Source organism: Streptococcus pneumoniae (assembly GCA_040719455.1).
GTDB classification, from domain to species: Bacteria; Bacillota; Bacilli; order Lactobacillales; family Streptococcaceae; genus Streptococcus; species Streptococcus pneumoniae_G.
In genome coordinates this window covers 948,571-973,161 of sequence record JBFDTN010000001.1, presented here as the reverse complement: position 1 = coordinate 973,161, position 24,591 = coordinate 948,571, and the positions used below count along the sequence as shown (strand labels likewise).

Annotated in this window: 33 protein-coding genes and 2 pseudogenes; 6 read left to right on the top strand and 29 right to left on the bottom strand. The window is 44.0% G+C overall.

What is annotated here, in order from left to right; genetic code table 11:
• Window positions 1–30: 30 nt before the first annotated feature.
• The 7 genes from AB1I63_04705 to AB1I63_04675 form a co-directional block, all read right to left on the bottom strand.
• The gene (locus AB1I63_04705) at window positions 31–591 is read right to left on the bottom strand and encodes a hypothetical protein (protein MEW4354185.1); all 561 of its coding nucleotides are present in this window, start codon (window positions 589–591) and stop codon (window positions 31–33) included.
• A gap of 3 nt (window positions 592–594) precedes the next feature.
• The gene (locus tag AB1I63_04700; protein MEW4354184.1) at window positions 595–909 is read right to left on the bottom strand and encodes a hypothetical protein; all 315 of its coding nucleotides are present in this window, start codon (window positions 907–909) and stop codon (window positions 595–597) included.
• A gap of 231 nt (window positions 910–1,140) precedes the next feature.
• Window positions 1,141–1,506 (bottom strand): hypothetical protein, encoded by a 366-nt coding sequence (locus AB1I63_04695; protein MEW4354183.1) that lies wholly within the window; start codon window positions 1,504–1,506, stop codon window positions 1,141–1,143.
• Between the two features lie 3 nt (window positions 1,507–1,509).
• On the bottom strand, window positions 1,510–1,824 hold the full coding sequence (locus AB1I63_04690; protein MEW4354182.1) for a hypothetical protein: 315 nt from the start codon (window positions 1,822–1,824) through the stop codon (window positions 1,510–1,512).
• Window positions 1,825–1,860: 36 nt separating this feature from the next.
• Window positions 1,861–3,534 (bottom strand): hypothetical protein, encoded by a 1,674-nt coding sequence (locus AB1I63_04685; protein MEW4354181.1) that lies wholly within the window; start codon window positions 3,532–3,534, stop codon window positions 1,861–1,863.
• Window positions 3,535–4,134: 600 nt separating this feature from the next.
• Window positions 4,135–4,413, bottom strand: a complete 279-nt coding sequence (locus AB1I63_04680) for a hypothetical protein (GenBank protein ID MEW4354180.1) — start codon at window positions 4,411–4,413, stop codon at window positions 4,135–4,137.
• Window positions 4,414–4,449: 36 nt separating this feature from the next.
• Window positions 4,450–4,746 carry a hypothetical protein gene (locus AB1I63_04675; GenBank protein ID MEW4354179.1) on the bottom strand — a complete coding sequence of 99 codons (297 nt, stop codon included), beginning with the start codon at window positions 4,744–4,746 and terminating at the stop codon, window positions 4,450–4,452.
• On the opposite strand from AB1I63_04675, the gene AB1I63_04670 reads away from it, so the two are divergent.
• Entirely contained in the window at window positions 4,718–5,308 is a 591-nt protein-coding gene (locus AB1I63_04670) for an LPXTG cell wall anchor domain-containing protein (GenBank protein MEW4354178.1), read from the top strand. The two genes, AB1I63_04675 and AB1I63_04670, sit on opposite strands and share 29 nt — an antisense overlap.
• 87 nt (window positions 5,309–5,395) lie before the next feature.
• Here AB1I63_04670 and AB1I63_04665 read toward each other — a convergent pair whose 3' ends face one another.
• On the bottom strand, window positions 5,396–6,655 hold the full coding sequence (locus AB1I63_04665) for an ISL3 family transposase (GenBank protein ID MEW4354177.1): 1,260 nt from the start codon (window positions 6,653–6,655) through the stop codon (window positions 5,396–5,398).
• Window positions 6,656–7,034: 379 nt separating this feature from the next.
• On the opposite strand from AB1I63_04665, the pseudogene AB1I63_04660 reads away from it, so the two are divergent.
• Window positions 7,035–7,181 (top strand): annotated as a pseudogene (locus AB1I63_04660) (KxYKxGKxW signal peptide domain-containing protein).
• Window positions 7,182–7,582: 401 nt separating this feature from the next.
• On the opposite strand, the gene AB1I63_04655 reads toward AB1I63_04660, so the two are convergent.
• Entirely contained in the window at window positions 7,583–7,957 is a 375-nt protein-coding gene (locus tag AB1I63_04655) for a hypothetical protein (protein MEW4354176.1), read from the bottom strand.
• Here AB1I63_04655 and AB1I63_04650 point away from each other — a divergent pair.
• A pseudogene (locus AB1I63_04650) lies at window positions 7,863–8,774 on the top strand (hypothetical protein). The gene AB1I63_04655 and the pseudogene AB1I63_04650 sit on opposite strands and share 95 nt — an antisense overlap.
• 293 nt (window positions 8,775–9,067) lie before the next feature.
• Here the strand turns inward: AB1I63_04650 and AB1I63_04645 are convergent.
• The 19 genes from AB1I63_04645 to AB1I63_04555 all read right to left on the bottom strand — a co-directional run bounded on the left by AB1I63_04645 (window position 9,068) and on the right by AB1I63_04555 (window position 18,931).
• Entirely contained in the window at window positions 9,068–9,199 is a 132-nt protein-coding gene (locus AB1I63_04645) for a hypothetical protein (protein ID MEW4354175.1), read from the bottom strand.
• Window positions 9,200–9,244: 45 nt separating this feature from the next.
• On the bottom strand, window positions 9,245–10,144 hold the full coding sequence (locus AB1I63_04640; protein MEW4354174.1) for a hypothetical protein: 900 nt from the start codon (window positions 10,142–10,144) through the stop codon (window positions 9,245–9,247).
• Window positions 10,145–10,165: 21 nt separating this feature from the next.
• The gene (locus AB1I63_04635; protein ID MEW4354173.1) at window positions 10,166–10,576 is read right to left on the bottom strand and encodes a hypothetical protein; all 411 of its coding nucleotides are present in this window, start codon (window positions 10,574–10,576) and stop codon (window positions 10,166–10,168) included.
• Window positions 10,577–10,744: 168 nt separating this feature from the next.
• Complete coding sequence (locus AB1I63_04630) at window positions 10,745–10,933, bottom strand: hypothetical protein (protein ID MEW4354172.1); 189 nt, start codon at window positions 10,931–10,933, stop codon at window positions 10,745–10,747.
• A 153-nt stretch (window positions 10,934–11,086) separates the two neighbouring features.
• Window positions 11,087–11,656, bottom strand: a complete 570-nt coding sequence (locus tag AB1I63_04625) for a hypothetical protein (protein MEW4354171.1) — start codon at window positions 11,654–11,656, stop codon at window positions 11,087–11,089.
• 9 nt (window positions 11,657–11,665) lie between these two features.
• Window positions 11,666–11,866, bottom strand: coding sequence for a hypothetical protein (locus AB1I63_04620; protein MEW4354170.1), 201 nt, complete (start codon window positions 11,864–11,866; stop codon window positions 11,666–11,668).
• 87 nt (window positions 11,867–11,953) lie between these two features.
• Window positions 11,954–12,427 carry a hypothetical protein gene (locus AB1I63_04615; GenBank protein ID MEW4354169.1) on the bottom strand — a complete coding sequence of 158 codons (474 nt, stop codon included), beginning with the start codon at window positions 12,425–12,427 and terminating at the stop codon, window positions 11,954–11,956.
• 159 nt (window positions 12,428–12,586) lie between these two features.
• Window positions 12,587–12,883, bottom strand: coding sequence for a hypothetical protein (locus AB1I63_04610; protein ID MEW4354168.1), 297 nt, complete (start codon window positions 12,881–12,883; stop codon window positions 12,587–12,589).
• Window positions 12,884–12,928: 45 nt separating this feature from the next.
• Window positions 12,929–13,231, bottom strand: a complete 303-nt coding sequence (locus tag AB1I63_04605; protein MEW4354167.1) for a hypothetical protein — start codon at window positions 13,229–13,231, stop codon at window positions 12,929–12,931.
• Window positions 13,232–13,318: 87 nt separating this feature from the next.
• Window positions 13,319–13,708: a hypothetical protein gene (locus tag AB1I63_04600; protein MEW4354166.1), complete on the bottom strand. Its 390-nt coding sequence runs from the start codon at window positions 13,706–13,708 to the stop codon at window positions 13,319–13,321.
• A gap of 141 nt (window positions 13,709–13,849) precedes the next feature.
• Window positions 13,850–14,572: a hypothetical protein gene (locus AB1I63_04595; GenBank protein ID MEW4354165.1), complete on the bottom strand. Its 723-nt coding sequence runs from the start codon at window positions 14,570–14,572 to the stop codon at window positions 13,850–13,852.
• A gap of 198 nt (window positions 14,573–14,770) precedes the next feature.
• A complete protein-coding gene (locus AB1I63_04590; GenBank protein MEW4354164.1) occupies window positions 14,771–15,328 on the bottom strand; it encodes a hypothetical protein in 558 nt (185 codons plus the stop codon).
• Between the two features lie 21 nt (window positions 15,329–15,349).
• Entirely contained in the window at window positions 15,350–15,646 is a 297-nt protein-coding gene (locus AB1I63_04585) for a hypothetical protein (GenBank protein MEW4354163.1), read from the bottom strand.
• A gap of 45 nt (window positions 15,647–15,691) precedes the next feature.
• Window positions 15,692–16,249, bottom strand: a complete 558-nt coding sequence (locus AB1I63_04580; GenBank protein MEW4354162.1) for a hypothetical protein — start codon at window positions 16,247–16,249, stop codon at window positions 15,692–15,694.
• Window positions 16,250–16,270: 21 nt separating this feature from the next.
• Window positions 16,271–16,921, bottom strand: coding sequence for a hypothetical protein (locus tag AB1I63_04575; GenBank protein MEW4354161.1), 651 nt, complete (start codon window positions 16,919–16,921; stop codon window positions 16,271–16,273).
• Between the two features lie 270 nt (window positions 16,922–17,191).
• The gene (locus tag AB1I63_04570; protein ID MEW4354160.1) at window positions 17,192–17,488 is read right to left on the bottom strand and encodes a hypothetical protein; all 297 of its coding nucleotides are present in this window, start codon (window positions 17,486–17,488) and stop codon (window positions 17,192–17,194) included.
• 45 nt (window positions 17,489–17,533) lie between these two features.
• On the bottom strand, window positions 17,534–17,842 hold the full coding sequence (locus tag AB1I63_04565) for a hypothetical protein (protein MEW4354159.1): 309 nt from the start codon (window positions 17,840–17,842) through the stop codon (window positions 17,534–17,536).
• Between the two features lie 270 nt (window positions 17,843–18,112).
• Window positions 18,113–18,307, bottom strand: a complete 195-nt coding sequence (locus AB1I63_04560) for a hypothetical protein (GenBank protein MEW4354158.1) — start codon at window positions 18,305–18,307, stop codon at window positions 18,113–18,115.
• A 207-nt stretch (window positions 18,308–18,514) separates the two neighbouring features.
• Entirely contained in the window at window positions 18,515–18,931 is a 417-nt protein-coding gene (locus AB1I63_04555) for a hypothetical protein (GenBank protein MEW4354157.1), read from the bottom strand.
• A gap of 70 nt (window positions 18,932–19,001) precedes the next feature.
• Between AB1I63_04555 and AB1I63_04550 the strand changes: the two genes are divergently transcribed.
• The 3 genes from AB1I63_04550 to AB1I63_04540 all read left to right on the top strand — a co-directional run bounded on the left by AB1I63_04550 (window position 19,002) and on the right by AB1I63_04540 (window position 22,309).
• Window positions 19,002–19,910, top strand: a complete 909-nt coding sequence (locus AB1I63_04550; protein ID MEW4354156.1) for an LPXTG cell wall anchor domain-containing protein — start codon at window positions 19,002–19,004, stop codon at window positions 19,908–19,910.
• Window positions 19,911–20,028: 118 nt separating this feature from the next.
• Window positions 20,029–21,567, top strand: coding sequence for an ABC-F family ATP-binding cassette domain-containing protein (locus AB1I63_04545; protein MEW4354155.1), 1,539 nt, complete (start codon window positions 20,029–20,031; stop codon window positions 21,565–21,567).
• Between the two features lie 406 nt (window positions 21,568–21,973).
• The gene (locus AB1I63_04540; GenBank protein MEW4354154.1) at window positions 21,974–22,309 is read left to right on the top strand and encodes a hypothetical protein; all 336 of its coding nucleotides are present in this window, start codon (window positions 21,974–21,976) and stop codon (window positions 22,307–22,309) included.
• 54 nt (window positions 22,310–22,363) lie between these two features.
• Here the strand turns inward: AB1I63_04540 and AB1I63_04535 are convergent, their stop codons facing one another.
• On the bottom strand, window positions 22,364–24,559 hold the full coding sequence (locus AB1I63_04535; protein ID MEW4354153.1) for an LTA synthase family protein: 2,196 nt from the start codon (window positions 24,557–24,559) through the stop codon (window positions 22,364–22,366).
• Window positions 24,560–24,591: the final 32 nt, after the last annotated feature.

The window sequence follows — 24,591 nt, the reverse complement described above, 5'->3', positions numbered from 1 at the left end:
CTCAATGTCACTATCTGAATCACTTTCAAGCTATAACTCAGCTTCAATGTCAGCTTCAGTATCTGAATCAACACGCTTGAGTGAATCAACAAGTGCAAGCGAGTCAGCACGCAATTCATTGTCAGAGTCAGCTTCAATCAGCTCATCCGCATCGACTTCAGCATCTATGTCTAAGTCAATGTCAGTATCAGCGTCTGAATCAACATCTGCATCAGTACGTGATAGTGAGTCAGTGAGCGCAAGCACATCAGTGAGCGAGTCAATTTCAGCCTCAGCCTCATTATCGAACAATCCAAATGTGGATAGCGACAGCTTGTCACTCAGTAACTCAAGCCGTGATTCGCTTTCTAACTCAGTTAGCAAATCTGCTTCAACAAGTGTAGAACAACGTGATTCTGAATCAACCTCAGCATCTAAGTCGCTTTCAACTTCTGTATCTGAGAAAGCTTCATTGTCAGAATCAGCATCAACAAGCTTGAGCGAGTCTGTCTCAGCGGTCGTGTCTGAATCAGTATCCTTGTCAGAATCAACATCTGCATCAATCTCAGCATTGAACAGCATGTCTGTATCTGCTTCAACATCATTGAGCAACAGTCAATCCGTAAGTATGTCAGGTTCTGCATCCGTATCTGAATCAGTTTCGTTATCAGATTCGATTTCAGCATCTGAGTCTACGTCAGCGTCAGAATCAGCTTCTATGCGCCAATCAACAGAATTGTCTGAGTCTGTCTCAGCGTCTATCTCAGCAAGTGAGTCAGCGTCGAACTCAACAGCTTCAGACTCATTGAGCGCATCAGCAAGCACATCTGTATCAGCATACAACTCAGCTTCAACATCAGCATCAGTATCTGCTTCAGAAAGCTTCTCAACAAGCTTGTCAGAATTGGCGTCTAACTCACAAATTGACAAATCAAGTTCAATGTCATTATCTGAATCACTTTCAAGCTATAACTCAGCTTCAATGTCAGCTTCAGTATCTGAATCAACACGCTTGAGTGAATCAACAAGTGCAAGCGAGTCAGCACGCAATTCACTATCAGAGTCAGCTTCAATCAGCTCATCCGCATCGACTTCAGCGTCTATGTCTAAGTCAATGTCAGTATCAGCAAGTGAATCAACATCTGCATCAGTGCGTGATAGTCAATCTATGAGTGCCTCAGTATCAGTTAGCGAGTCAGAAAGTGCATCGATGTCACTAGCTAGCAATTCAAACGTTGATAGCGACAGTCTGTCACTCAGCAATTCAAACCGTGATTCGCTTTCTAACTCAGTGAGTGCCTCAGCATCAATGAGCGTATCAGGTCGTGATTCTGAATCAACATCAGCATCTAAGTCACTTTCAACTTCTGTATCTGAGAAAGCATCACTCTCAGCATCTGCATCAACAAGCTTGAGCGAGTCAGTATCAGCAGTTGTATCTGAATCAGTATCCTTGTCAGAATCAACATCAGCATCAATCTCAGCATTGAACAGTGCGTCTGTATCTGCTTCAACATCATTGAGCAACAGTCAATCAGTAAGTATGTCAGGTTCTGCATCCGTATCTGAATCAGTATCCTTGTCAGATTCGATTTCAGCATCTGAGTCTACGTCAGCGTCTGAATCAGCTTCTATGCGCCAATCAACAGATTTGTCTGAATCAATTTCAGCATCGATCTCAGCAAGTGAGTCAGCGTCTAACTCAACAGCGTCTGATTCATTGAGTGCATCAGCAAGCACATCTGTATCAGAGTATAACTCAGCAAGCACATCAGCGTCAGTATCAGCTTCAGAAAGCTTCTCAACAAGCTTGTCAGAATTGGCGTCTAATTCACAAATTGACAAATCAAGCTCAATGTCACTATCTGAATCACTTTCAAGCTATAACTCAGCTTCAATGTCAGCTTCAGTATCTGAATCAACACGCTTGAGTGAATCAACAAGTGCAAGCGAGTCAGCACGCAATTCATTGTCAGAGTCAGCTTCAATCAGCTCATCCGCATCGACTTCAGCATCTATGTCTAAGTCAATGTCAGTATCAGCGTCTGAATCAACATCTGCATCAGTACGTGATAGTGAGTCAGTGAGCGCAAGCACATCAGTGAGCGAGTCAATTTCAGCCTCAGCCTCATTATCGAACAATCCAAATGTGGATAGCGACAGCTTGTCACTCAGTAACTCAAGCCGTGATTCGCTTTCTAACTCAGTTAGCAAATCTGCTTCAACAAGTGTAGAACAACGTGATTCTGAATCAACCTCAGCATCTAAGTCGCTTTCAACTTCTGTATCTGAGAAAGCTTCACTCTCAGCATCCGCATCAATAAGCTTGAGTGAGTCAGTATCAGCGGTTGTATCTGAATCAGTATCCTTGTCAGAATCAACATCTGCATCAATCTCAGCATTGAATAGTGCGTCAGTATCCGTATCAACTAGCGCGTCATCTTCAATGTCAGCGTCAGCATCAGTATCAGCGTCAGAATCAGTTTCTATGCGCCAATCAACAGACTTGTCTGAGTCTATCTCAGCGTCGATCTCAGCAAGTGAGTCAGCGTCGAACTCAACAGCTTCAGACTCATTGAGTGCATCAGCAAGCACATCTGTATCAGCATACAACTCAGCTTCAACATCAGCATCAGTATCAGCTTCAGAAAGCTTCTCAACAAGCTTGTCAGAATTGGCATCGAATTCACAACTTGACGAGTCAAATTCAATCTCATTGTCAACATCACTTTCTGAGTACAATTCAGCTTCAATGTCTGCTTCACTATCTGAGTCAACACGCTTGAGCGCTTCAACATCTGCAAGCGATTCAACACGTAAGTCACTATCAGAGTCAGCTTCAATCAGCTCATCAGCATCGACTTCAGCGTCTATGTCTAAGTCAATGTCAGTATCAGCAAGTGAATCAACATCTGCATCAGTGCGTGACAGCCAATCTATGAGTGTAAGCACATCAGTGAGCGAGTCTATCTCAGCATCTGCATCATTGTCGAACAATCCAAATGTGGATAGTGATAGCTTGTCACTCAGCAATTCAAGCCGTGATTCGCTTTCTAACTCAGCTAGCACATCTGCATCAATGAGTGTAGCAGGTCGTGATTCTGAATCAGCTTCAGTATCAGCATCTGAGTCAATGTCTGTATCTGAGAAAGCTTCACTCTCAGCATCTGCCTCAACAAGCTTGAGCGAGTCTGTATCAGCAGTTGTATCTGAATCAGTATCCTTGTCAGAATCAACATCAGCGTCAATCTCTGCATTGAACAGTGCGTCAGTATCAGTATCAACTAGCACATCATCTTCAATGTCAGCGTCAGCATCAGTATCAGCATCTGAATCAGCTTCTATGCACCAATCAACAGACTTGTCTGAGTCAATTTCAGCTTCAATCTCTGCAAGTGAGTCAGCGTCTAACTCAACAGCTTCAGACTCATTGAGCGCATCAGCAAGCACATCTGTGTCAGCGTACAACTCAGCTTCAACCTCTGCATCAGTATCAGCTTCAGAAAGCTTCTCAACAAGCTTGTCAGAATTGGCGTCTAACTCACAAATTGACAAATCAAGCTCAATGTCATTATCAGAGTCACTTTCAAGCTACAACTCAGCTTCAATTTCAGCTTCATTGTCTGAGTCAACACGCTTGAGTGAATCAACAAGTGCAAGCGAGTCAGCACGTAATTCACTATCAGAGTCAGCTTCAATCAGCTCATCAGCATCGACTTCAGCATCTATGTCTAAGTCAATGTCAGTATCAGCGTCTGAATCAACATCAGCATCAGTGCGTGATAGTCAGTCTATGAGTGCAAGCACATCAATGAGCGAGTCAATCTCAGCATCTGCATCATTGTCGAACAATCCAAATGTGGATAGCGACAGCTTGTCACTCAGCAACTCAAGCCGTGATTCGCTTTCTAACTCAGCTAGCGCATCTGCATCAATGAGTATGGCAGGTCGTGATTCTGTATCAACTTCAGCGTCAGTATCAGAATCTATGTCTGTATCTGAGAAAGCATCACTCTCAGCATCTACATCAATAAGCTTGAGCGAGTCAGTATCAGCAGTTGTATCTGAATCAGCATCCTTGTCAGCATCAACCTCTGCATCACTCTCAGCATTGAATAGTGTGTCTGCATCTGCTTCAACATCATTGAGCGTCAGTCAATCAGTAAGCATGTCAGATTCTGTCTCCGTATCTGAATCAATCTCAGCTTCTGAGTCTGTATCAAATCGCCAATCAACAGACTTGTCTGAGTCAATTTCAGCATCACTCTCAGCAAGTGAGTCAGCATCTAACTCAACAGCTTCAGACTCATTGAGCGCATCAGCAAGCACATCTGTATCAGCATACAACTCAGCAAGCACATCTGCATCAGTATCTGCTTCAGAAAGCTTCTCAACCAGCTTGTCAGAATTGGCGTCTAACTCACACATTGACAAATCAAGCTCAATGTCATTATCAGAGTCACTTTCAAGCTACAACTCAGCTTCAATGTCAGCTTCATTGTCAGAGTCAACACGCTTGAGTGAATCAACATCTGCAAGCGAGTCAGCACGTAAGTCACTATCAGAGTCAGCTTCAATCAGCTCATCAGCATCGACTTCAGCGTCAACATCTAAGTCAATGTCAGTATCTGCAAGTGAATCAACATCAGCATCAGTGCGTGATAGTGAGTCAGTTAGCGCAAGCACATCAGTGAGCGAGTCTATCTCAGCATCAGCCTCATTGTCGAACAATCCAAACGTGGATAGCGATAGCTTGTCACTCAGCAACTCAAGCCGTGATTCGCTTTCTAACTCAGCTAGCGCATCTGCATCAATGAGTATGGCAGGTCGTGATTCTGTATCAACTTCAGCGTCAGTATCAGAATCTATGTCTGTATCTGAGAAAGCATCACTCTCAGCATCTGCATCAACAAGCTTGAGCGAGTCAGTATCAGCAGTTGTATCTGAATCAGTATCCTTGTCAGCATCAACATCTGCATCAATCTCAGCATTGAACAGTGTGTCTGTCTCAGCTTCAACAAGCTTGAGTGCAAGTCAATCTGCAAGTGTATCAGCCTCAATGAGCACAAGTGCGTCAATGAGTGCTAGCCTTTCAGCAAGTACTTCAGCATCTATGAGTACAAGCATGTCAACAAGTGCAAGTATCTCAGCAAGTCTTTCTGCTTCAAGTTCAGCACAGGCGTCTGAGTCAGCTATGAAACGTTCAACTAGCTTGCCTAAGACAGGTATGGAATCAAATCATGCAGGTCTTCTTGGAGCTATGGGAGCTTTAGCAGGATTGGCAGCGCTTGGTCGCAAGAAAAAGAAAGAGCAATCACTAGAAGATTAAGAGTCATTCGTATACGTATCAGAAGATAGAGATATCTTTGATTGAATGAAGAATCTCGGCACTTTGTCAACTGTAGTGGGTGAAGTATTATCCCATACGAGAGAGAATCAGATTGGTTCTCTCTTTTTGTATATTTAAAGCGATGAGAATTTTTGTTTTAAAGTTTTTGAAGTTTCGGAAACCGAAAGCTTGTCGTTTGATGTCTTTGATAAGTTTGTTAGTAGCTTCTAGCTTAGCGTTTGAATAAGGTAATTCAAGTGCATTGGTAATGTATTGTCTGTATTTGAGAAAGGTTGTAAAGACTGTTCTGAAAGTAGAATTCACAGTAGGTAAATAGTCTTCTATCAGTCCGAAGAAAGCCTCACTGTTCTTCTCTTGAAAATGGAACATCAAGAGTTGATAAAGGTCATAATAGTGCCTTAGTTCCTCTGACAAGTCTAAGGTTTTTTGAACTACTTCTCTAGGGGTTAAGGTTTGCCTAAAGGTTCGAGAATAAAAGAGTTTGTTAGAGAGTTTTCGGCTGTCCTTTTGGAGGATTCTCCAATGATGTTTCATAGCTCGATAAGGAAGGGAGCCCCTGTCATGGTTCTTCATAATGGCAATCCGAGTAGCCATCATAGCTCGGCTCAGGTGCTGAATAATATGAAAACGATCCAGAACAATCTTTGCTTTCGGGAATAAGAATTTAATGATAGGAATGTAGTTACCAGACATATCTACAGTTACGATTTTGACGTTTTCTCTCATCTCTCTCGTGTATTTGAGGAAGTAGTTTTTAATGGTTGTTTGCCGATTGTTCTCAAGAATAGTGATAATCTTTTTGGTTTGAAAATCCTGAGCGATAAATGCCAGCTTCCCCTTATTGCGTGAGAATTCATCCCAAGAGAGGATTTTAGGTAATTGTGAGAACTGTTCCTTGAAGGAGAATTGATTCAGTTTTCTCTGTACAACAGAGACAGAGATATGAAGTTTTCTAGCAATATCAGAGTTCGTTAGTTTTTCCGTATGTAGTTGAGTGATTTTATCCCAGACAGGTTGAGAAATTTGATGATGTTTCTTGACGAGAGGCGTTTGAGAAACAGATACACGTAGACAACACTTGCATTTAAAGCGGCGTTTTCTCAGTTTTAGAAGAGTAGGAAATCCTTGAAGATCGAGAATAGGAATAGAGGATTCTCGTTGGAAGTCATACTTTATCATCTTTCCTTGGCAGTGAGGACAAGGAGGAGCAGGATAATCTAAGGTTGCTTGAAGGAGGATATGGGATTTAACCTTGTAAGCAGAAGTGATGGTGATATTTTTATCTTTAATTCCGATAAGATTTGTGGTATTATTAAGTCGTTCCATATGATTCTTTCTAATGTGAGTTTCGTCGCTTTTCATTATAGATTATATGGGACTTTTTTTCTACACTGAAAAAGCCCTATAATCTCTTCAGTGGAAGTTACCCACTACAGAAATTATAGAGCCAGAATCTCATTATAGGTTATATAAGAGACTGGACATGTATCCAGTCTCTTATTTTGATGTCGAAATGGAAAAATTGAGAATTTTCTTTGAGATAACTGTTAGATTGCCTAATTGAAAAAGAATAAATATAAGTTTTAAATTTAGGCATGAATCCTTTGAAAAAACTTGATTCTACCGAGTCATTAGGGTTGAGTATGGGGGTGTAAGTGTGATAAAATGGTAGGGATATTTTATATTATTAAGTAAGGGTGGATATATGAATCTCAAAAAGTTCAATAGGGAATTCAATGAAATCGATCGTAAGAGCCGTGTAAAATTACACAAGTCTGGTAAACAATGGGTTCGTACGGTCTTATCGCAACTTGGTTTAATGAGAATTTTAGGATCAAAAAATGCTACGGAAGAAGTGGTGGCAAATCTTGATTCTGCAGATATGATAGAATCCAACACATCAGCTTATTTAAAGGCTTTGATTTCGATGGGGGCTTTAGGTGGAGCTGGTCTGCTTCAATCCTCGGTCTATGCTTCAGATGATGTATCAACAGTGGCAGAGGAATTACAAGTAAGTCCTGAAGGGCTTGTAGCTGGTCAAGATAAGGTTGTATTAGATGGTAAGGATAGTAGTGAGGGGAGTCTTTCTCAGAGCTCAGATTCTTTGCTTCAAATGCAATCTCAATCAGAAGTGAAGACGAGCAGCTCTGAGAGTTTTCAGTCTCTATCGTCTAGTGAATCTGAGAGTTTTTCTCATTCGCTTTCTACATCAGAAAGTAAATCAACAAGTGCAAGTTTCTCAGAGAGCTTAAGTCAATCAGCTAGTCTTTCATTAGCCAGCTCAGAGAGTGATTCTTTATCGACGTCAATTAGTGGTTCAAGGAGTGCTTCTGCGGAGGTTTCTCGTGCTGCTTCAGAGGCAATTACTGAAACTTCAACTGTGGCATCTACCTCAACAAGTGCAGAAGTAGAAGTAGCTTCTGATGTCGCTTTGGCAGCTAGTTCCATCTCTGAATTAGTCGAAGCGCCTAAGACTGTCTCTGAAGCGATTGAAAAGATTGTGCCAAGCACATCCACAAATCTGACCAATGCTGTGTTGGCAAGTACGGCTTCTCGTTCCACAACAGAAACGCCTCGCGTTCGGACACGTCGTTCGGCACTGGAAGGACTGCCTATTCCAAGTGGCACCTATTTCTTTGCGGCTTCATCAGGCGAGAGCTATACACCGATTACCTTGGAAAATGCAACTTTGACAGATGAGAAGACACGGATTACTGTGACTGCAGCCAATCAAAGTGAATTTTTTACCACTAGAGGAAATGCTAAGATTGACTCTGAAGGAGTTGTCACTCTGACAGAAAATGCAGCCAATCAAGCTGGATCTTATACTTTAAATACGAAAGTGGATTTGAATCAGCCTTTCACCTTTAAAGCGAAGATTAAATTGGGTGATGCTTTTGATAAGATTTACAATCCAACGGGGCATTCAGGTGGTGACGGTATTTCATTTTTATTCACGACAGGTGCCATCGGTGAGGTAGGCAATGCTTCAGGAAATGGAGCTGGACCAACTCTCGGTTTGGGTGGTGAAAATGTCAAAAATTCCTTTGGATTTAAGTTTGACACTGTCTTTGATCAGCCATCAACGACCAGTGGTGAGAAGCAGTATTTTAATGCTGATCCAGACAGACATAAGAGCACTCCTTTTATGGGATACTTTTATAATAAGGATGGTGTTGTTTCAACTGATAATACGCGCGCTCTTTCTACGGCTGTTTTAGATAATGCGTTTCGTGATGTAACGTTTTCCTATTTTCCTCGAACACCTGATAATCGCTTTCCTACTTTACGGGTAAGCTATGATAATGGTGGGGAAATGACAAAAGACCCACGGGGTTGGTTGAAAGATGCACGTCTGGTAACAGGTGATGCGCAAGGGAAAGAGAAATTTGCCTTCAGCGTCTTTGCCTCTACAGCATCAGGAACGAACCTCCAGCAGATTAAGTTGGAATCCTTTGAATATACGGCAGCAGGATCTCTCATTCAGGTCAGATTCGTAAATGATGAGACAGGTGCTGAGATTCGTGAGGAAAAAGTTTTTTCTGCTCCAAATGGTGAAACACGTGATTTGACAGAAGATGTGAAGTTGAAAGAAACGATTGTCATCAATGGTGTTGACTATGGTCAGCGCTATGAATTGAAACAAACCAACGTTTCGACAGCTTCAGGTTTTGTGAGTGGCAATACTGTTTCTTACAAAGAAGGCGTTCAAACGATTACTTATTCTTATTATGATCGCTACAAGACGGTTAGTGATTCCGCTTCAGCAGCAACGTCAGAATCAGTATCGGCGTCTGAATCCACTGTGAAATCGACAGCTGCGTCCGCCTCTGAATCCACATCCGCAAGTGAGTCAGTTGTGAAACGCAAGTCGACAGACCTATCTGAGTCTATCTCGGCATCAACGTCCGTGGCTCAATCTGAATCCAACTCAACAGCGTCAGATTCCATCAGCGTCATGAACTCAGAATCGGTTTCAGAAGCAGTGGAGAAGAGCACCAAGGCATCAACCTCAGTGTCTGAGAGCTTCTCAACTAGCTTGTCTGAGCTAGTGAAAGATTCACAATTAGATGAATCAAGCTCAACCAGCTTGTCAGAATCACTTTCGACCTTCAACTTGGCGTCGAAATCAGCTTCAACGTCAGAATCAGAACGCTTGAGTGAGTCAATGATGGATAGTGACTCAGCCCGTAAGTCGCTTTCAGAATCCGCAAGCGCAAGTACGGTGGTATCAGCTTCGGCATCTGTGTCTAAGTCGATGTCAGTTTCAACTTCTGAGATGACATCAAGCTCAGTCCGCGATAGCCAGTCCGAGAGCGCCAGCACCTCAAGCAAGGAATCCTTGAGTGCATCGGAATCTCTGTCTAACAACCCGAAAGTGGATAGTGACAGCTTGTCCTTGAGTGTAGCGAAACGTGATTCGCTCTCTGATTCGGTAAGTAAGTCCGCATCTGAAAGTGCAGCGAAACGCAATTCAGAATCGCTCTCTGCATCCCAATCGCTTTCAACCTCTGTTGCAGGGAAAGCATCCTTGTCAGAATCAGCGTCTAAGAGCTTGAGCGAGTCTCTAGTGAAGGTGAATTCAGACTCAACCCGTTTGAGTGAATCGACTTCGACTTCCATTTCCGACTTGAACAAGGTATCGCTTTCAGCGTCAACGTCATTGAGCGAGAGCCAGTCGGACTCAGCTGCTAAGTCAGAATCAGTATCGGCGTCAGAATCCACTGCGAAATCAGCAGAAAATTCAGCGTCCGAATCTACATCATCTTCAGAATCAGTTGTGAAGCGCAAGTCAACAGACTTGTCCGAGTCCATCTCGGCATCAACTTCCGTGGTTCAATCGGAATCCAACTCAACAGCGTCTGACTCAGTGAGCGTTATGAACTCAGAATCGGTCTCAGAAGCAGTGGCGAAGAGCACGAAAGCTTCCACCTCAGCGTCTGAGAGCTTCTCAACTAGCCTGTCAGAGCTAGCGAAAGATTCACAATTGGATGATTCAAGTTCAACTAGCTTGTCAGAATCACTTTCGAACTTCAACCTGGCTTCGAAATCCGCTTCGACGTCTGAAGAAGCTCGCTTGAGTGAATCAACGAAAGCTAGTGATTCCGCTCGCAAGTCGCTTTCAGAATCTGCAAGCGCAAGCACGGTGGTTTCAACGAGCGCGGCTGCGTCTAAGTCGATGTCTGAGTCCGTGTCAGAAAGAGCAGCAGACTCAGTCCGCAACAGCCAGTCCGACAGTGCAAGCACGTCAAGTAAGGAATCCTTGAATGCCTCTGAATCCTTGTCTAACAATCCGAAAGTGGACAGTGACAGCTTATCCTTGAGCGCAGCTAAGCGTGATTCACTCTCTGATTCGGCAAGTAAATCAGCTTCTGAAAGTGCAACGAAACGCAATTCCGAATCGACATCGGCGTCTCAATCGCTCTCAACTTCCGTCGCAGGGAAAGCCTCCTTGTCAGAATCAGCCTCTAAGAGCTTGAGCGAGTCTCTAGCGAAGGTGAATTCCGATTCAATTCGCTTGAGTGAGTCCACTTCGACTTCAATTTCCGACTTGAACAAGGTATCGCTTTCTGCATCAACGTCATTAAGTGAAAGCCAATCCAATTCAGCAGCAACGTCAGAATCAGTATCTGCGTCTGAATCAACTGCTAAATCTACAGCTTCATCAGCCTCTGAGTCTACTTCAGTTTCAGAATCCGTGGTTCAACGCAAGTCGACAGACCTGTCTGAGTCTATTTCCGCTTCGACATCAGTGGTTCAATCTGAGTCGAACTCAACAGCGTCAGATTCCATCAGCGTCATGAATTCAGAATCGGTTTCAGAAGCAGTAGAGAAGAGCACGAAAGCTTCAACCTCTGCATCTGAGAGCTTCTCAACTAGCCTATCAGAACTAGTCAAGGATTCACAACTGGATGAATCAAGTTCAACTAGCTTGTCAGAATCCTTGTCGAACTTCAACTTGGCATCAACATCGGCTTCTACATCTGAATCAGAACGCTTGAGTGAGTCAACGAAGGCTAGTGAATCAGCTCGTAAGTCACTTTCAGAATCTGCTAGTGCAAGTACTGTGGTTTCGACAAGCGCATCGACATCCAAGTCAATGTCCGAGTCCGAGTCAGAGAGAACATCAGATTCAGTCCGTGATAGCCAGTCTGAGAGCGCAAGCAGCTCAAGCAAGGAATCCTTAAGTGCATCTGAATCCTTGTCTAACAATCCGAAAGTGGATAGTGACAGCTTGTCCTTGAGCGCTTCAACCCGAGATTCATTGTCTGAATCTGTAAGCAAGTCCGCTTCGGAAAGTGCAATGAAACGCGATTCAGAATCCACATCGGCTTCTCAATCGCTTTCAACTTCTGTTGCAGGAAAAGGGGCAGTCTCAGATTCTGCCTCTAAGAGCTTGAGTGAATCAGTATCAACTCTAGTATCAGTGTCAGACTCCTTATCAGAATCTACATCAATATCAATTTCAAACTTGAACAGTGTGTCTGTTTCCGCATCAACTTCATTGAGCGAAAGCCAATCAAACTCTGCAGCCAAGTCAGAATCAGTATCCGCCTCTGAATCAACTGCTAAATCTACAGCTTCATCAGCCTCAGAATCTACTTCAGCTTCAGAATCAGTTGTTCAACGTAAGTCGACAGACCTGTCTGAGTCTATTTCCGCTTCGACATCAGTTGTCCAATCTGAGTCGAACTCAACAGTGTCAGATTCCATCAGCGTCATGAATTCGGAATCTGTTTCAGAAGCAGCAGAAGAGAGCACTAAGGCCTCAACCTCTGCATCAGAGAGCTTCTCAACTAGCCTGTCTGAGTTAGTGAAGGATTCACAACTAGATGAATCCAGTTCGACATCACTTTCTGAGTCGCTTTCAAACTTCAACTGGGCTTCCGAATCGGCTTCCACATCTGAATCAGAACGCTTGAGCGAGTCAACGAAAGCTAGTGACTCAGCCCGCACATCACTTTCAGAATCAGCTAGCGCAAGCACTGTAGAATCGACAAGCGCATCGGTATCTAAGTCAATGTCAGTTTCAGCTTCTGAGATGATGTCAGATTCAGTCCGTGACAGCCAGTCCAAGAGTGCAAGTAGCTCAAGCAAGGAATCATTGAGTGCATCTGAATCCTTGTCTAATAATCCGAAAGTGGATAGTGACAGCTTGTCCTTGAGCGCTTCGAATCGTGACTCATTGTCTGAGTCAGTAAGCCAATCGGATTTTGAAAGTGCAACGAAACGCGATTCCGAATCGACCTCGGCTTCTCAATCACTATCGACCTCTGTTGCAGGAAAAGGGTCAGTTTCAGAATCTGCCTCTAAGAGCCTGAGTGAATCAGTATCAACTCTAGTATCTGTATCAGTCTCCTTATCAGAATCTTCATCTATCTCAATCTCAAACTTGAATAGCGTGTCTGTTTCGGCATCAAGTAGCTTGAGTGAGAGCCAATCAAACTCTGCAGCCAAGTCAGAATCAGTATCCGCGTCTGAATCAACAGCTAAATCGGCGGAAATCTCAGCCTCTGAATCCACATCCGCAAGTGAGTCAGCTGTGAAGCGCAAGTCGACAGACCTGTCTGAGTCAATCTCGGCCTCAACCTCAGTGGTTCAATCTGAATCCAATTCAACAGCGTCAGACTCTGTCAGCGTCATGAATTCAGAATCGGTTTCAGAAGCAGTAGAAAGGAGCACCAAGGCTTCCATCTCTGCCTCAGAGAGCTTCTCGACCAGCCTGTCAGAACTAGTGAAGGATTCACAACTGGATGACTCAAGTTCAACTAGCTTGTCAGAATCCTTGTCGAACTTCAACTTGGCTTCGAACTCGGCTTCCACATCTGAATCAGAACGCTTGAGCGAGTCAACCAAGGCTAGTGAATCCGCTCGTAAGTCACTTTCAGAATCTGCTAGCACAAGTACAGTGGTCTCGACAAGCGCATCGGCATCTAAGTCAATGTCTGAATCAGCTTCTGAGATGACCTCAGATTCAGTCCGTGACAGTCAGTCTGAGAGCGCAAGTACTTTAAGCAAGGAATCCTTGAGTGCATCTGAATCCTTGTCTAATAATCCGAAAGTGGATAGTGACAGCTTGTCCTTGAGCGCTTCGAATCGTGACTCATTGTCTGAGTCAGTAAGCCAGTCGGCTTCTGAAAGTGCAACGAAACGCGATTCTGAATCGAACTCGGCGTCCCAATCGCTTTCAACTTCTGTTGCAGGAAAAGGCTCAGTCTCAGAGTCTGCCTCTAAGAGCCTGAGCGAGTCTCTGGCTAAGGTGAACTCTGATTCAATCAGCTTGAGCGAGTCGACTTCGACCTCAATTTCAGACTTGAATAAGGTATCGCTTTCTGCCTCAACGTCATTAAGTGAAAGCCAATCAAACTCTGCAGCCAAGTCAGAATCAGTATCCGCCTCTGAATCAACTGCTAAATCTACAGCTTCATCAGCCTCAGAATCTACTTCAGCTTCAGAATCAGTGGTTCAACGTAAGTCGACAGACCTGTCAGAGTCGATCTCGGCCTCAACCTCAGTGGTTCAATCTGAATCCAATTCAACAGCGTCAGATTCCATCAGCGTCATGAATTCGGAATCGGTTTCAGAAGCAGTAGAAAAGAGCACTAAGGCCTCAACCTCTGCCTCAGAGAGCTTCTCAACTAGCCTGTCTGAGCTAGTGAGGGATTCACAACTGGATGATTCAAGTTCAACTAGCTTATCAGAATCACTTTCGAACTTCAACTTGGCTTCGAAATCGGCTTCAACATCTGAAGAAGCTCGCTTGAGTGAGTCAACGAAAGCTAGCGACTCTGCTCGCAAATCTCTGTCAGAATCCGCAAGCGCAAGCACGGTGGTATCTACGAGCGCATCGGCTTCTAAATCAATGTCCGAGTCCGTGTCAGAAAGAGCATCAGATTCAGTCCGTGATAGCCAGTCTGAGAGCGCAAGTAGCTCAAGCAAGGAATCCTTGAGTGCATCGGAATCTCTGTCTAACAACCCGAAAGTGGATAGTGACAGCTTGTCCTTGAGTGTAGCGAAACGTGATTCGCTCTCTGATTCGGTAAGTAAGTCCGCATCTGAAAGTGCAGCGAAACGCAATTCAGAATCGCTCTCTGCATCCCAATCGCTTTCAACCTCTGTTGCAGGGAAAGCATCCTTGTCAGAATCAGCGTCTAAGAGCTTGAGCGAGTCTCTAGTGAAGGTGAATTCAGATTCCACTCGCTTGAGTGAGTCCACTTCGACTTCAATTTCCGAATTGAACAAGGTATCGCTTTCAGCGTCAAGCAGCTTGAGCGAGAGTCAATCTGACTCAGCTGCCAAGTCAGATTCGGTATCGGCGTCTGAATCCACTGCTAAATCAGCGGAACTCTCAGCGTCTGAATCCACATCCGCAAGTGAGTCAGTTGTGAAGCGCAAGTCAACAGACCTGTCCGAGTCCATCTCGGCATCGACATCTGTGGTTCAATCTGAATCCAATTCAACAGCGTCAGACTCAGTCAGTGTCATGAATTCAGAATCGGTTTCAGAAGCAGTAGAAAAGAGCACTAAGGAATCAACCTCAGCGTCTGAAAGCTTCTCAACTAGTTTGTCTGAGCTAGTGAAGGATTCACAGCTGGATGAATCAAGCTCAACTAGCTTATCAGAATCACTTTCGAACTTCAACTTGGCTTCGAAATCGGCTTCAATGTCTGAAGAAGCTCGCTTGAGTGAGTCAACGAAAGCTAGTGAATCAGCCCGCAAATCTCTGTCGGAATCCGCAAGCGCAAGCACCGTGGTTTCGACAAGTGCTTCGACATCTAAATCAATGTCGGTTTCAACTTCTGAAATGACATCAAGCTCAGTCCGCGACAGCCAGTCCGACAGTGCAAGTACCTCAAGCAAGGAATCCTTGAATGCCTCTGAGTCCTTGTCTAACAATCCTAACGTTGATAGTAACAGCTTGTCCTTGAGTGCAGCTAAGCGTGATTCGCTCTCTGATTCGGCAAGCAAGTCCGCGTCTGAAAGTGCAACGAAACGCAATTCAGAATCGACCTCAGCGTCTCAATCGCTCTCAATTTCTGTCGCAGGGAAGGCATCCGTTTCAGGATCAGCCTCTAAGAGTTTTAGCGAATCTCTAGCGAAGGTGAACTCCGATTCAACTCGCTTGAGTGAGTCCACTTCAACCTCGATTTCCGACTTGAACAAGGTATCACTTTCTGCCTCAAGTAGCTTGAGCGAGAGCCAGTCGAACTCAGCTGCCAAGTCAGATTCGGTATCGGCTTCAGAGTCTACTGCCAAATCGACAGCTGCATCCGCATCTGAATCCACTTCCGCAAGTGAATCAGTTGTGAAGCGCAAGTCGACAGATCTGTCTGAATCAATCTCGGCATCGACATCTGTGGTTCAATCCGAATCAAACTCAACAGCGTCTGACTCAGTGAGCGTCATGAACTCAGAATCTGTCTCAGAAGCAGTGGCGAAGAGTACGAAAGCTTCAAACTCAACGTCAGAGAGCTTCTCAACTAGCCTGTCTGAGCTAGTGAAGGATTCACAACTGGATGATTCAAGTTCAACTAGCTTGTCAGAATCACTGTCAAACTTCAACCTGGCATCGAAATCTGCTTCAATGTCTGAAGAAGCTCGCTTGAGTGAGTCAACGAAAGCTAGTGAATCAGCCCGCAAATCTCTGTCGGAATCCGCAAGCGCAAGCACCGTGGTTTCGACAAGTGCTTCGACATCTAAATCAATGTCGGTTTCAACTTCTGAAATGACATCAAGCTCAGTCCGCGACAGCCAGTCCGACAGTGTAAGTACCTCAAGCAAGGAATCCTTGAATGCCTCTGAGTCCTTGTCTAACAATCCTAACGTTGATAGTAACAGCTTGTCCTTGAGTGCAGCTAAGCGTGATTCGCTCTCTGATTCGGCAAGCAAGTCCGCGTCTGAAAGTGCAACGAAACGCAATTCAGAATCGACCTCAGCGTCTCAATCGCTCTCAATTTCTGTCGCAGGGAAGGCATCCGTTTCAGGATCAGCCTCTAAGAGTTTTAGCGAATCTCTAGCGAAGGTGAACTCCGATTCAACTCGCTTGAGTGAGTCCACTTCAACCTCGATTTCCGACTTGAACAAGGTATCACTTTCTGCCTCAAGTAGCTTGAGCGAGAGCCAGTCGAACTCAGCTGCCAAGTCAGATTCGGTATCGGCTTCAGAGTCTACTGCCAAATCGACAGCTGCATCCGCATCTGAATCCACTTCCGCAAGTGAATCAGTTGTGAAGCGCAAGTCGACAGACCTGTCTGAGTCTATTTCGGCATCAACCTCTGTGGTCCAATCCGAATCAAACTCAACAGCGTCAGACTTCATCAGCGTGATGAATTCAGAATCGGTTTCAGAAGCAGTAGAGAAGAGCACGAAAGCTTCAAATTCTACATCAGAGAGCTTCTCAACTAGCCTGTCAGAGCTAGTGAAGGATTCACAGCTGGATGAATCAAGCTCAACATCCCTATCTGAGTCACTTTCAAACTTTAACCTGGCTTCGAAATCCGCTTCGACGTCTGAAGAAGCCCGCTTGAGTGAGTCAACCAAGAACAGTGACTCAGCTCGTAAGTCGCTTTCAGAATCCGCAAGCGCAAGCACGGTGGTTTCAACGAGCGCATCTGCGTCTAAGTCGATGTCTGAGTCTGTGTCAGAAAGAGCATCAGACTTAGTCCGTGACAGTCAGTCCGACAGCGCAAGTACATCAAGCAAGGAATCCTTGAATGCCTCTGAATCCTTGTCTAACAATCCAAATGTGGACAGTAACAGCTTGTCCTTGAGTGCTGCGAAACGTGATTCGCTCTCTGATTCGGCAAGTAAATCAGCTTCTGAAAGTGCAACGAAACGCAATTCAGAATCGACATCGGCGTCTCAGTCTCTCTCAACCTCTGTCGCAGGAAAAGCATCCGTTTCAGAATCAGCGTCTAAGAGCTTGAGTGAGCTTCTCTCTAAGGTGAATTCTGATTCAACCCGCTTGAGTGAGTCGACTTCGACCTCAATTTCAGATTTGAACAAGGTATCGCTTTCAGCCTCAACGTCATTGAGCGATAGCCAGTCGAACTCAGCAGCCAAGTCAGATTCGGTATCGGCGTCTGAATCCACTGCTAAATCGACAGCTGCATCCGCGTCAGAATCAACTTCAGCTTCAGAAGCAGTTGTGAAGCGCAAGTCGACAGACTTGTCCGAATCAATCTCGGCATCGACATCCGTGGTTCAATCAGAATCAAACTCAACAGCGTCAGACTTTATCAGCGTGATGAATTCAGAATCGGTTTCAGAAGCAGTAGAGAAGAGCACGAAAGCTTCAAATTCTACATCAGAGAGCTTCTCAACTAGCTTGTCAGAGTTAGCGAAGGATTCACAATTGGATGAATCAAGTTCAACCAGCTTGTCAGAATCACTTTCAAACTTCAACTTGGCTTCGAAATCGGCATCAACGTCCGAAGAAGCTCGCTTGAGTGAATCAACGAAAGCTAGTGAATAAGCTCGTAAGTCGCTTTCAGAATCTGCAAGCGCAAGCACTGTGATATCAGCTTCTGCGTCTGCCTCTAAATCTGCGTCAGAATCAGCATCAGAACTATCTTCAGCTTCTGTTGGTGCGAGTCAATCGACAAGTGCAAGCATGTCTGTAAATGAGAGCCTCTCGATTTCGCTATCCTTGTCTGACAATCCGAAGGTGGATAGTAACAGCTTGTCCTTGAGCGCTTCGACCCGTGATTCATTGTCTAACTCAGTCAGTGAATCAGCCTCAATGAGTGTAGCAACTCGTGATTCTGAATCGACATCGGCGTCTCAATCGCTCTCAACTTCCGTCGCAGGAAAGGCATCCGTTTCAGAATCAGCCTCTAAGAACTTGAGTGAGCTTCTCTCTAAGGTGAATTCAGACTCAGCCCGCTTGAGCGAATCCACTTCAACCTCGATTTCCGACTTGAACAAGGTATCGCTTTCAGCCTCAAGCAGCTTGAGCGAGAGCCAGTCCGTAAGCACGTCATTATCAATTAGTGCGAGCCAATCAATCAGTGACAGCGAGTCTGTGTCAGCAAGTGCTTCAATTAGCGTAAGTACCTCGGCATCTATTAGTGCTTTTACAAGTACTAGCCTTTCAACATCAGTAAGTATTTCTGGCTCAGTAAGTGCTTCAACATCCGTCTCAGTATCTGAGTCTACAACAGCGTCAGAATCAGCTTCTATGCGTCAATCAACAGAATTATCTGAGTCAATTTCAGCATCGATTTCATCAAGCGAGTCAGCGTCAAACTCAGTAGCTTCAGACTCCTTGAGCGTATCAGAAAGCACGTCTGTCTCAGCATACAACTCAGAAAGCACCTCTGCATCTGTATCTGCTTCAGAAAGCTTCTCAACAAGCTTGTCAGAATTGGCATCGAATTCACAACTTGACGAGTCAAATTCAATCTCATTGTCAACATCACTTTCTGAGTACAATTCAGCTTCAATGTCTGCTTCACTATCTGAGTCAACACGCTTGAGCGCTTCAACATCTGCAAGCGATTCAACACGTAATTCCTTGTCAGAGTCAACAAGCGTAAGCGCATCAGCATCGACTTCAGCTTCAACATCTAAGTCAATGTCTGTATCAGCAAGTGAATCCATTTCAGAGTCTGTACGAGATAGTCAGTCGATGAGTGCTTCAACTTCAGTCAGTGAGTCAATGAGTGCATCCTTGTCATTGTCTAACAATGACAAGCTGGATAGTGAAAGTGCATCACTCAGCAATTCAAACCGTGATTCGCTTTCTAACTCAGTGAGTGCCTCAGCATCAATGAGCGTATCAGGTCGTGATTCTGAATCCGCTTCAGTATCAGCATCAGAATCTATGTCTGTATCTGAGAAAGCTTCATTGTCAGCCTCTGCATCAACAAGCTTGAGCGAATCAGTATCAGCAGTTGTATCTGAATCAGTATCCTTGTCAGAATCTACTTCTCTTTCAATCTCCGCTTTGAACAGTGTGTCTGTATCAGCATCAAGTAGCTTCAGTGTCAGTCAATCTGCAAGTGCATCCATTTCAGCATCAACGAGTCTATTGATGAGTGAAAGTGTATCGCTGAGTGAGTCTATAAGTACCTCAACAAGTGCATCAAACGCAGTATCGGAGTCTATCTCACTCTCACTAAGCCATTCAGCATCCATCTCTGCCTTGAACAGTGTGTCTGTATCGGCATCAAGTAGCTTCAGTGTCAGTCAATCTGCAAGTGCATCACTTTCAGCCTCAACGAGTCTATCAATGAGTGAAAGTGTATTGGTAAGTGAGTCCGTAAGCACCTCAACAAGTGCATCAAATGCAGTATCAGAGTCTATTTCAAACTCACTAAGCCATTCAGCTTCAATGAGTGTAAGTACCTCAGAATCGATGAGTACAAGTCTTTCAACCAGCGAAAGTCTGTCAGTATCGCTTGCAGCACTTGCCTCAGCATCAACGATGAATGCTGTATCTAAGGGTTCACAAAGAGCACTCTTACCTAAGACAGGTATGGAATCAAATCATGCAGGTCTTCTTGGAACTCTTGGAATTGTAGCAAGCTTAGCAGCGCTTGGTCGCAAGAAAAAGAAAGAACAATCACTAGAAGATTAAAAATTCTCAGAAAGAATGTTCGATAAAAAGAGTAGCCATAGTGCTGCTCTTTTTATAGTTGTCAAAGAGTGTGAGAAGATGATATAATAGCAAAAGAATATCAAGAACGAGGAAGAGTATGAGTATTTTAGAAGTAAAGAATTTAAGCCATGGTTTTGGAGACCGTGCGATTTTTGAGGATGTGTCCTTTCGTTTGCTAAAGGGGGAGCATATTGGTCTTGTCGGGGCAAATGGAGAAGGGAAATCCACCTTTATGAGCATTGTCACAGGGCAACGCCAGCCTGATGAAGGAAAGGTTGAGTGGGCTCGCTATGTGACGGTTGGTTATTTGGATCAGCATGCTGTGCTAAAAGAGGGGCAATCTGTACGTGATGTCTTAAGGACAGCTTTTGATGAACTTTTTAAGACAGAAGAGCGAATCAACGAAATTTACCTATCCATGGCAGATGAAGGTGCCGATATGGATGCTCTTATGGAAGAGGTGGGCGAGCTTCAAGATCGTCTGGAGAGTCGTGATTTTTATACTTTAGATGCTAAGATTGATGAAGTCGCTCGTGCCTTAGGGGTAATGGATTTTGGCATGGACACAGATGTAACCTCACTCAGTGGCGGTCAGCGGACCAAGGTTCTCTTGACCAAGCTCTTGCTTGAAAAGCCTGACATCTTGCTACTTGATGAGCCGACTAACTATTTAGATGCAGAACATATTGATTGGCTCAAGCGTTATTTGCAGAATTATGAAAATGCCTTTGTCCTTATTTCTCATGATATTCCTTTCTTAAATGATGTGATTAACATTGTCTATCATGTAGAAAATCTGCATTTGACACGCTATACAGGCGATTACTATCAATTCCAAGAAGTCTATGCCATGAAGAAAGCGCAATTAGAAGCAGCCTACGAACGTCAGCAAAAGGAAATTGCTGACTTGAAAGACTTTGTCAATCGAAACAAGGCACGTGTTGCCACTCGAAATATGGCAATGTCTCGTCAGAAAAAATTGGACAAGATGGATGTCATTGAATTGCAGGCAGAAAAACCAAAACCTTCTTTTGATTTTAAAGTGGCACGCACTCCAGGACGCTTTATCTTTCAAGCCAAAGATTTGCAAATTGGCTATGGCAAGCCCTTGACCAAACCGCTCAATCTGACCTTTGAACGCAATCAAAAGGTGGCGATTATCGGAGCCAACGGGATTGGAAAGACGACCTTGTTGAAGAGTTTATTAGGCATTATTCCGGCTATTTCTGGTGAGGTGGAGCGAGGTGATTACCTTGAGCTGGGCTATTTTGAGCAAGAAGTAGAGGGTGGCAATCGTCAGACACCACTAGAAGCTGTCTGGAATGCTTTTCCAGCCTTAAATCAAGCAGAAGTTCGTGCCGCCCTAGCAAGATGTGGTCTTACCTCAAAGCACATTGAAAGCCAAATCCAGGTCTTGTCTGGAGGAGAGCAGGCCAAGGTTCGCTTGTGTCTGTTGATGAATCGTGAAAACAATGTCTTGGTGCTAGATGAGCCGACCAACCACTTGGATGTAGACGCAAAGGAAGAGTTAAAACGTGCCTTGAAGGAATTTAAAGGCAGCATTCTCATGGTTTGCCATGAACCTGATTTTTACGAAGGTTGGATGGATCAGATTTGGGATTTTAACAAGCTATAAAAAACGAATGATAAGCACACGGATGACGGCTGCTTATCGTTCGTTTTTGGTTATAGTTATTTAGTTTTAATGTATAACGACGTTAACATGTCTTACTTAAGATGAAGCGTGTACTGATTGTAAGAGAGACTCCCTTTTGAGGTAAATATATCATAGAAGGAATGGTTTAATGCTACAATGATAAAAAGGAGAGGATGGAGAAGTTCCCAGTTGAGGATAGAAGTTTCGTCAATGATTTTTTGGAATTTTAGGGCTTATTTTTGATGACAGAAAGGAGACACTATGTTTCAGGTCATAGAGGATGTATCAGATGTTTTAGAAGGAAATTTGATTTATAGTGAGAAGGAGCATAGTTTTGATAGTTTACCTCCTTTAAACTCAGATATTACTTTTTTGTTGGAAGATAATGTTTGTAGGCTTCAATTTAAAGAATCGTTTATCGACACAAGTCTGGGGATTTTTCCCAAGTAGTGCATGGATAGAGAAATCCTTAAGCTTGCTAGATTTTCATCGTGGAAAACTTGCTCTATCTGAAGAATTTTCGATAGAATCGGGTGATAGTCATAGGTTAGATACAAGTGGCTGGGTTAGAGAATTTGATCCTGATTTAGCATGGCTAAGGTTTGGCAATCCTCATGATGAAGATTTAAGACATGTAGAATTTTATCACCATTGCATAGCGGGAATTAGCTTCCATGGAACTATTCGAGCTCTATGGCTAAAAGTCAATCATATTTTATAAAATAGACCAACTGAACATAGAAAAAACCTTCAGATGATATCCATCTGAAGGTTTTTACGGACTTGCGCTAGAGCTAGTAGAGGAACTAGACTCATCTGTGGATGATCCACTTTCGCTGCTTGGTGTTGGGGCGAATTGCTCAGGGTGAAGAGCCTTGTAGGTCGGTGAGTTGAAGAGATCAACAGAGGAGATATTTCCACGTTTGCTGTATAAGCTGGTGGATTTTTCTCCCTTTTCTTCTTCGATCTTTTTCAAGGCTTTCATCGAATTATTGTAAGAGTACTGCTTAGTGTCCACTCGTCCTAAGCCATCTGCAGTGTAGAAGCGCAGAAGGTCTCCTGTCTGGATAGCGTCGCTCATTTTTAGCTGGGTATTAGCTGCCTCGCGAATCTTATCTAACTCTGCCTTGGTTGACTCATCAGGGAGAGTAATTTCCTCTCCTGTTTCAGTATAGTAAGTTCTACCACTGTAACTGGTGTATTTGGGAGTGACAAAGTAGTTGGACGAACGAAAGGCGACGATTTGTTGGTGCTCTTTCGAGAGCAAATCTTGTCCTACTTGTAGATACTGACTAGAGTCGATTCCTAAGAGGTGTTCCAAGGTTGGAAGCATATCAATCTCTCCGCCATAGGTTGGAATGACTTTCCCTTTATCAGTCCCTGGAACCACTACCATATACGGAATACGCTGGAGCATGGCATTATCATAGCTCGACCAAGTTTCAGAGTTCTTGCCAATCAACGGTGCCAAGGCAGGATTTCTAGAATTGGAAATCCCGTAGTGGTCCCCATAAAGGACAATGACTGAATTCTCATATAGACCTGCTGCCTTTAGGTAATCAAAGAAGGATTTTATCGCTGCATCCAGATAATTGGCTGTTGCAAAGTAGCCATTGATGGTTTCGTCCTTGGTATCTGCCAAGGGAAAGCCCACCTCATCTCCAATCAAGCTAGTCGTGTAAGGATAGTGATTGGAAACGGTGATAAACTTAGCGTAGAAAGGCTGCTGCATTCGCTCTAGGTACTTGATGGAGTCCTTCAACATAATCTTATCATTTAAGCCATATTGGAAGGAGTTGGTGTCATCTTGCTTGGTGAAGTAAGATGAGTCAAAGAAATAATTGTATCCCCATTGCTTATAAGTTGTGTTGCGGTTCCAAAAGCTTCCTGCATTCCCATGAAAGACAGCGCTTGATTGATATCCCTGTTGGGATAGGATAAAGGGAGCTGCTTGCTGGGTATTGGTGCCTCCGTAGTTGACCATAAAGGAACCTTGGTTAAGACCAAACAATCCTGTTTCAATCATCGTTTCAGCATCGGAAGTCTTTCCAGCCTTGACTTGGTTAAAGACATTTGGAAAGGCAAAGGTCGAGTTGGAATGATAGATCGAGTTTAGAAACGGTGTGACTTCGTATTCTTTACCATCTGCTGTCAGTTTATAGTCAATCAAAAATTGTTGGAAACTCTCCAGATGGATATAGAAAACATTACGCCCTTTAGCAATACCATAATAGTCAGGATTTGGTTTGGCATAGTGGCTAGCGATATAGTCTTCGACAGGCTTGAGGTCCTCAGCACTGGCTTTTGAGCGCTCTTTATTGGCGCTATACGTTTGATTGCCGCTATACCCTAAAAAAGCTGGAAGACCGAGAGCCCGTACGACATAGTAGTTGGAAAATCCACGGGTCAATAGCTCTGGACGGTCGATTTCTGCTAGAAAGAGATTAGCAGAAAAGAGCATGCTGGACAAAGCAGTCACTGCAAAGCTTGCTCGCTTGTTAAACACTCGCTCATCAAGGCGAATATACTTTTTGTAAAGCAAGAAAGCAAGGACTGGAAAGTCAATCACATAGACCAAATCCCAAGGACGAAAAAGCTCTAGGGCTGCTTCGCCGAGTCCAGCCGAGACACTGCTTGAGGCTAACATGGTATTCACCGTCACAAAATCACTAAATTCTCGGTAGTAGATGGCATTTGACATCAGCCAAGCAAAGAGCATCAGATAAATGGCAATGGCGAAACCATAAAATAACTTTGTCCTTTTAACGTAAAGGGCAAGACCAATCAGAAGCAGTCCCAAAGGAATGGGATTGAGCATTGCTAGAAATACCTGATAGAGTCCCTTAATATCTAAATCAAAATCAATTGTATAGGCCCACATGGTTTTGAACCAGTACAATATGAGCAAGGTTAAGACAAAACCTAGCCGAGTGCTCATGAATCGGAGCATAAATCGAGCTGTTTTTTTCACAATATGTACATCCTTGTCTTATTTCCTAAAAT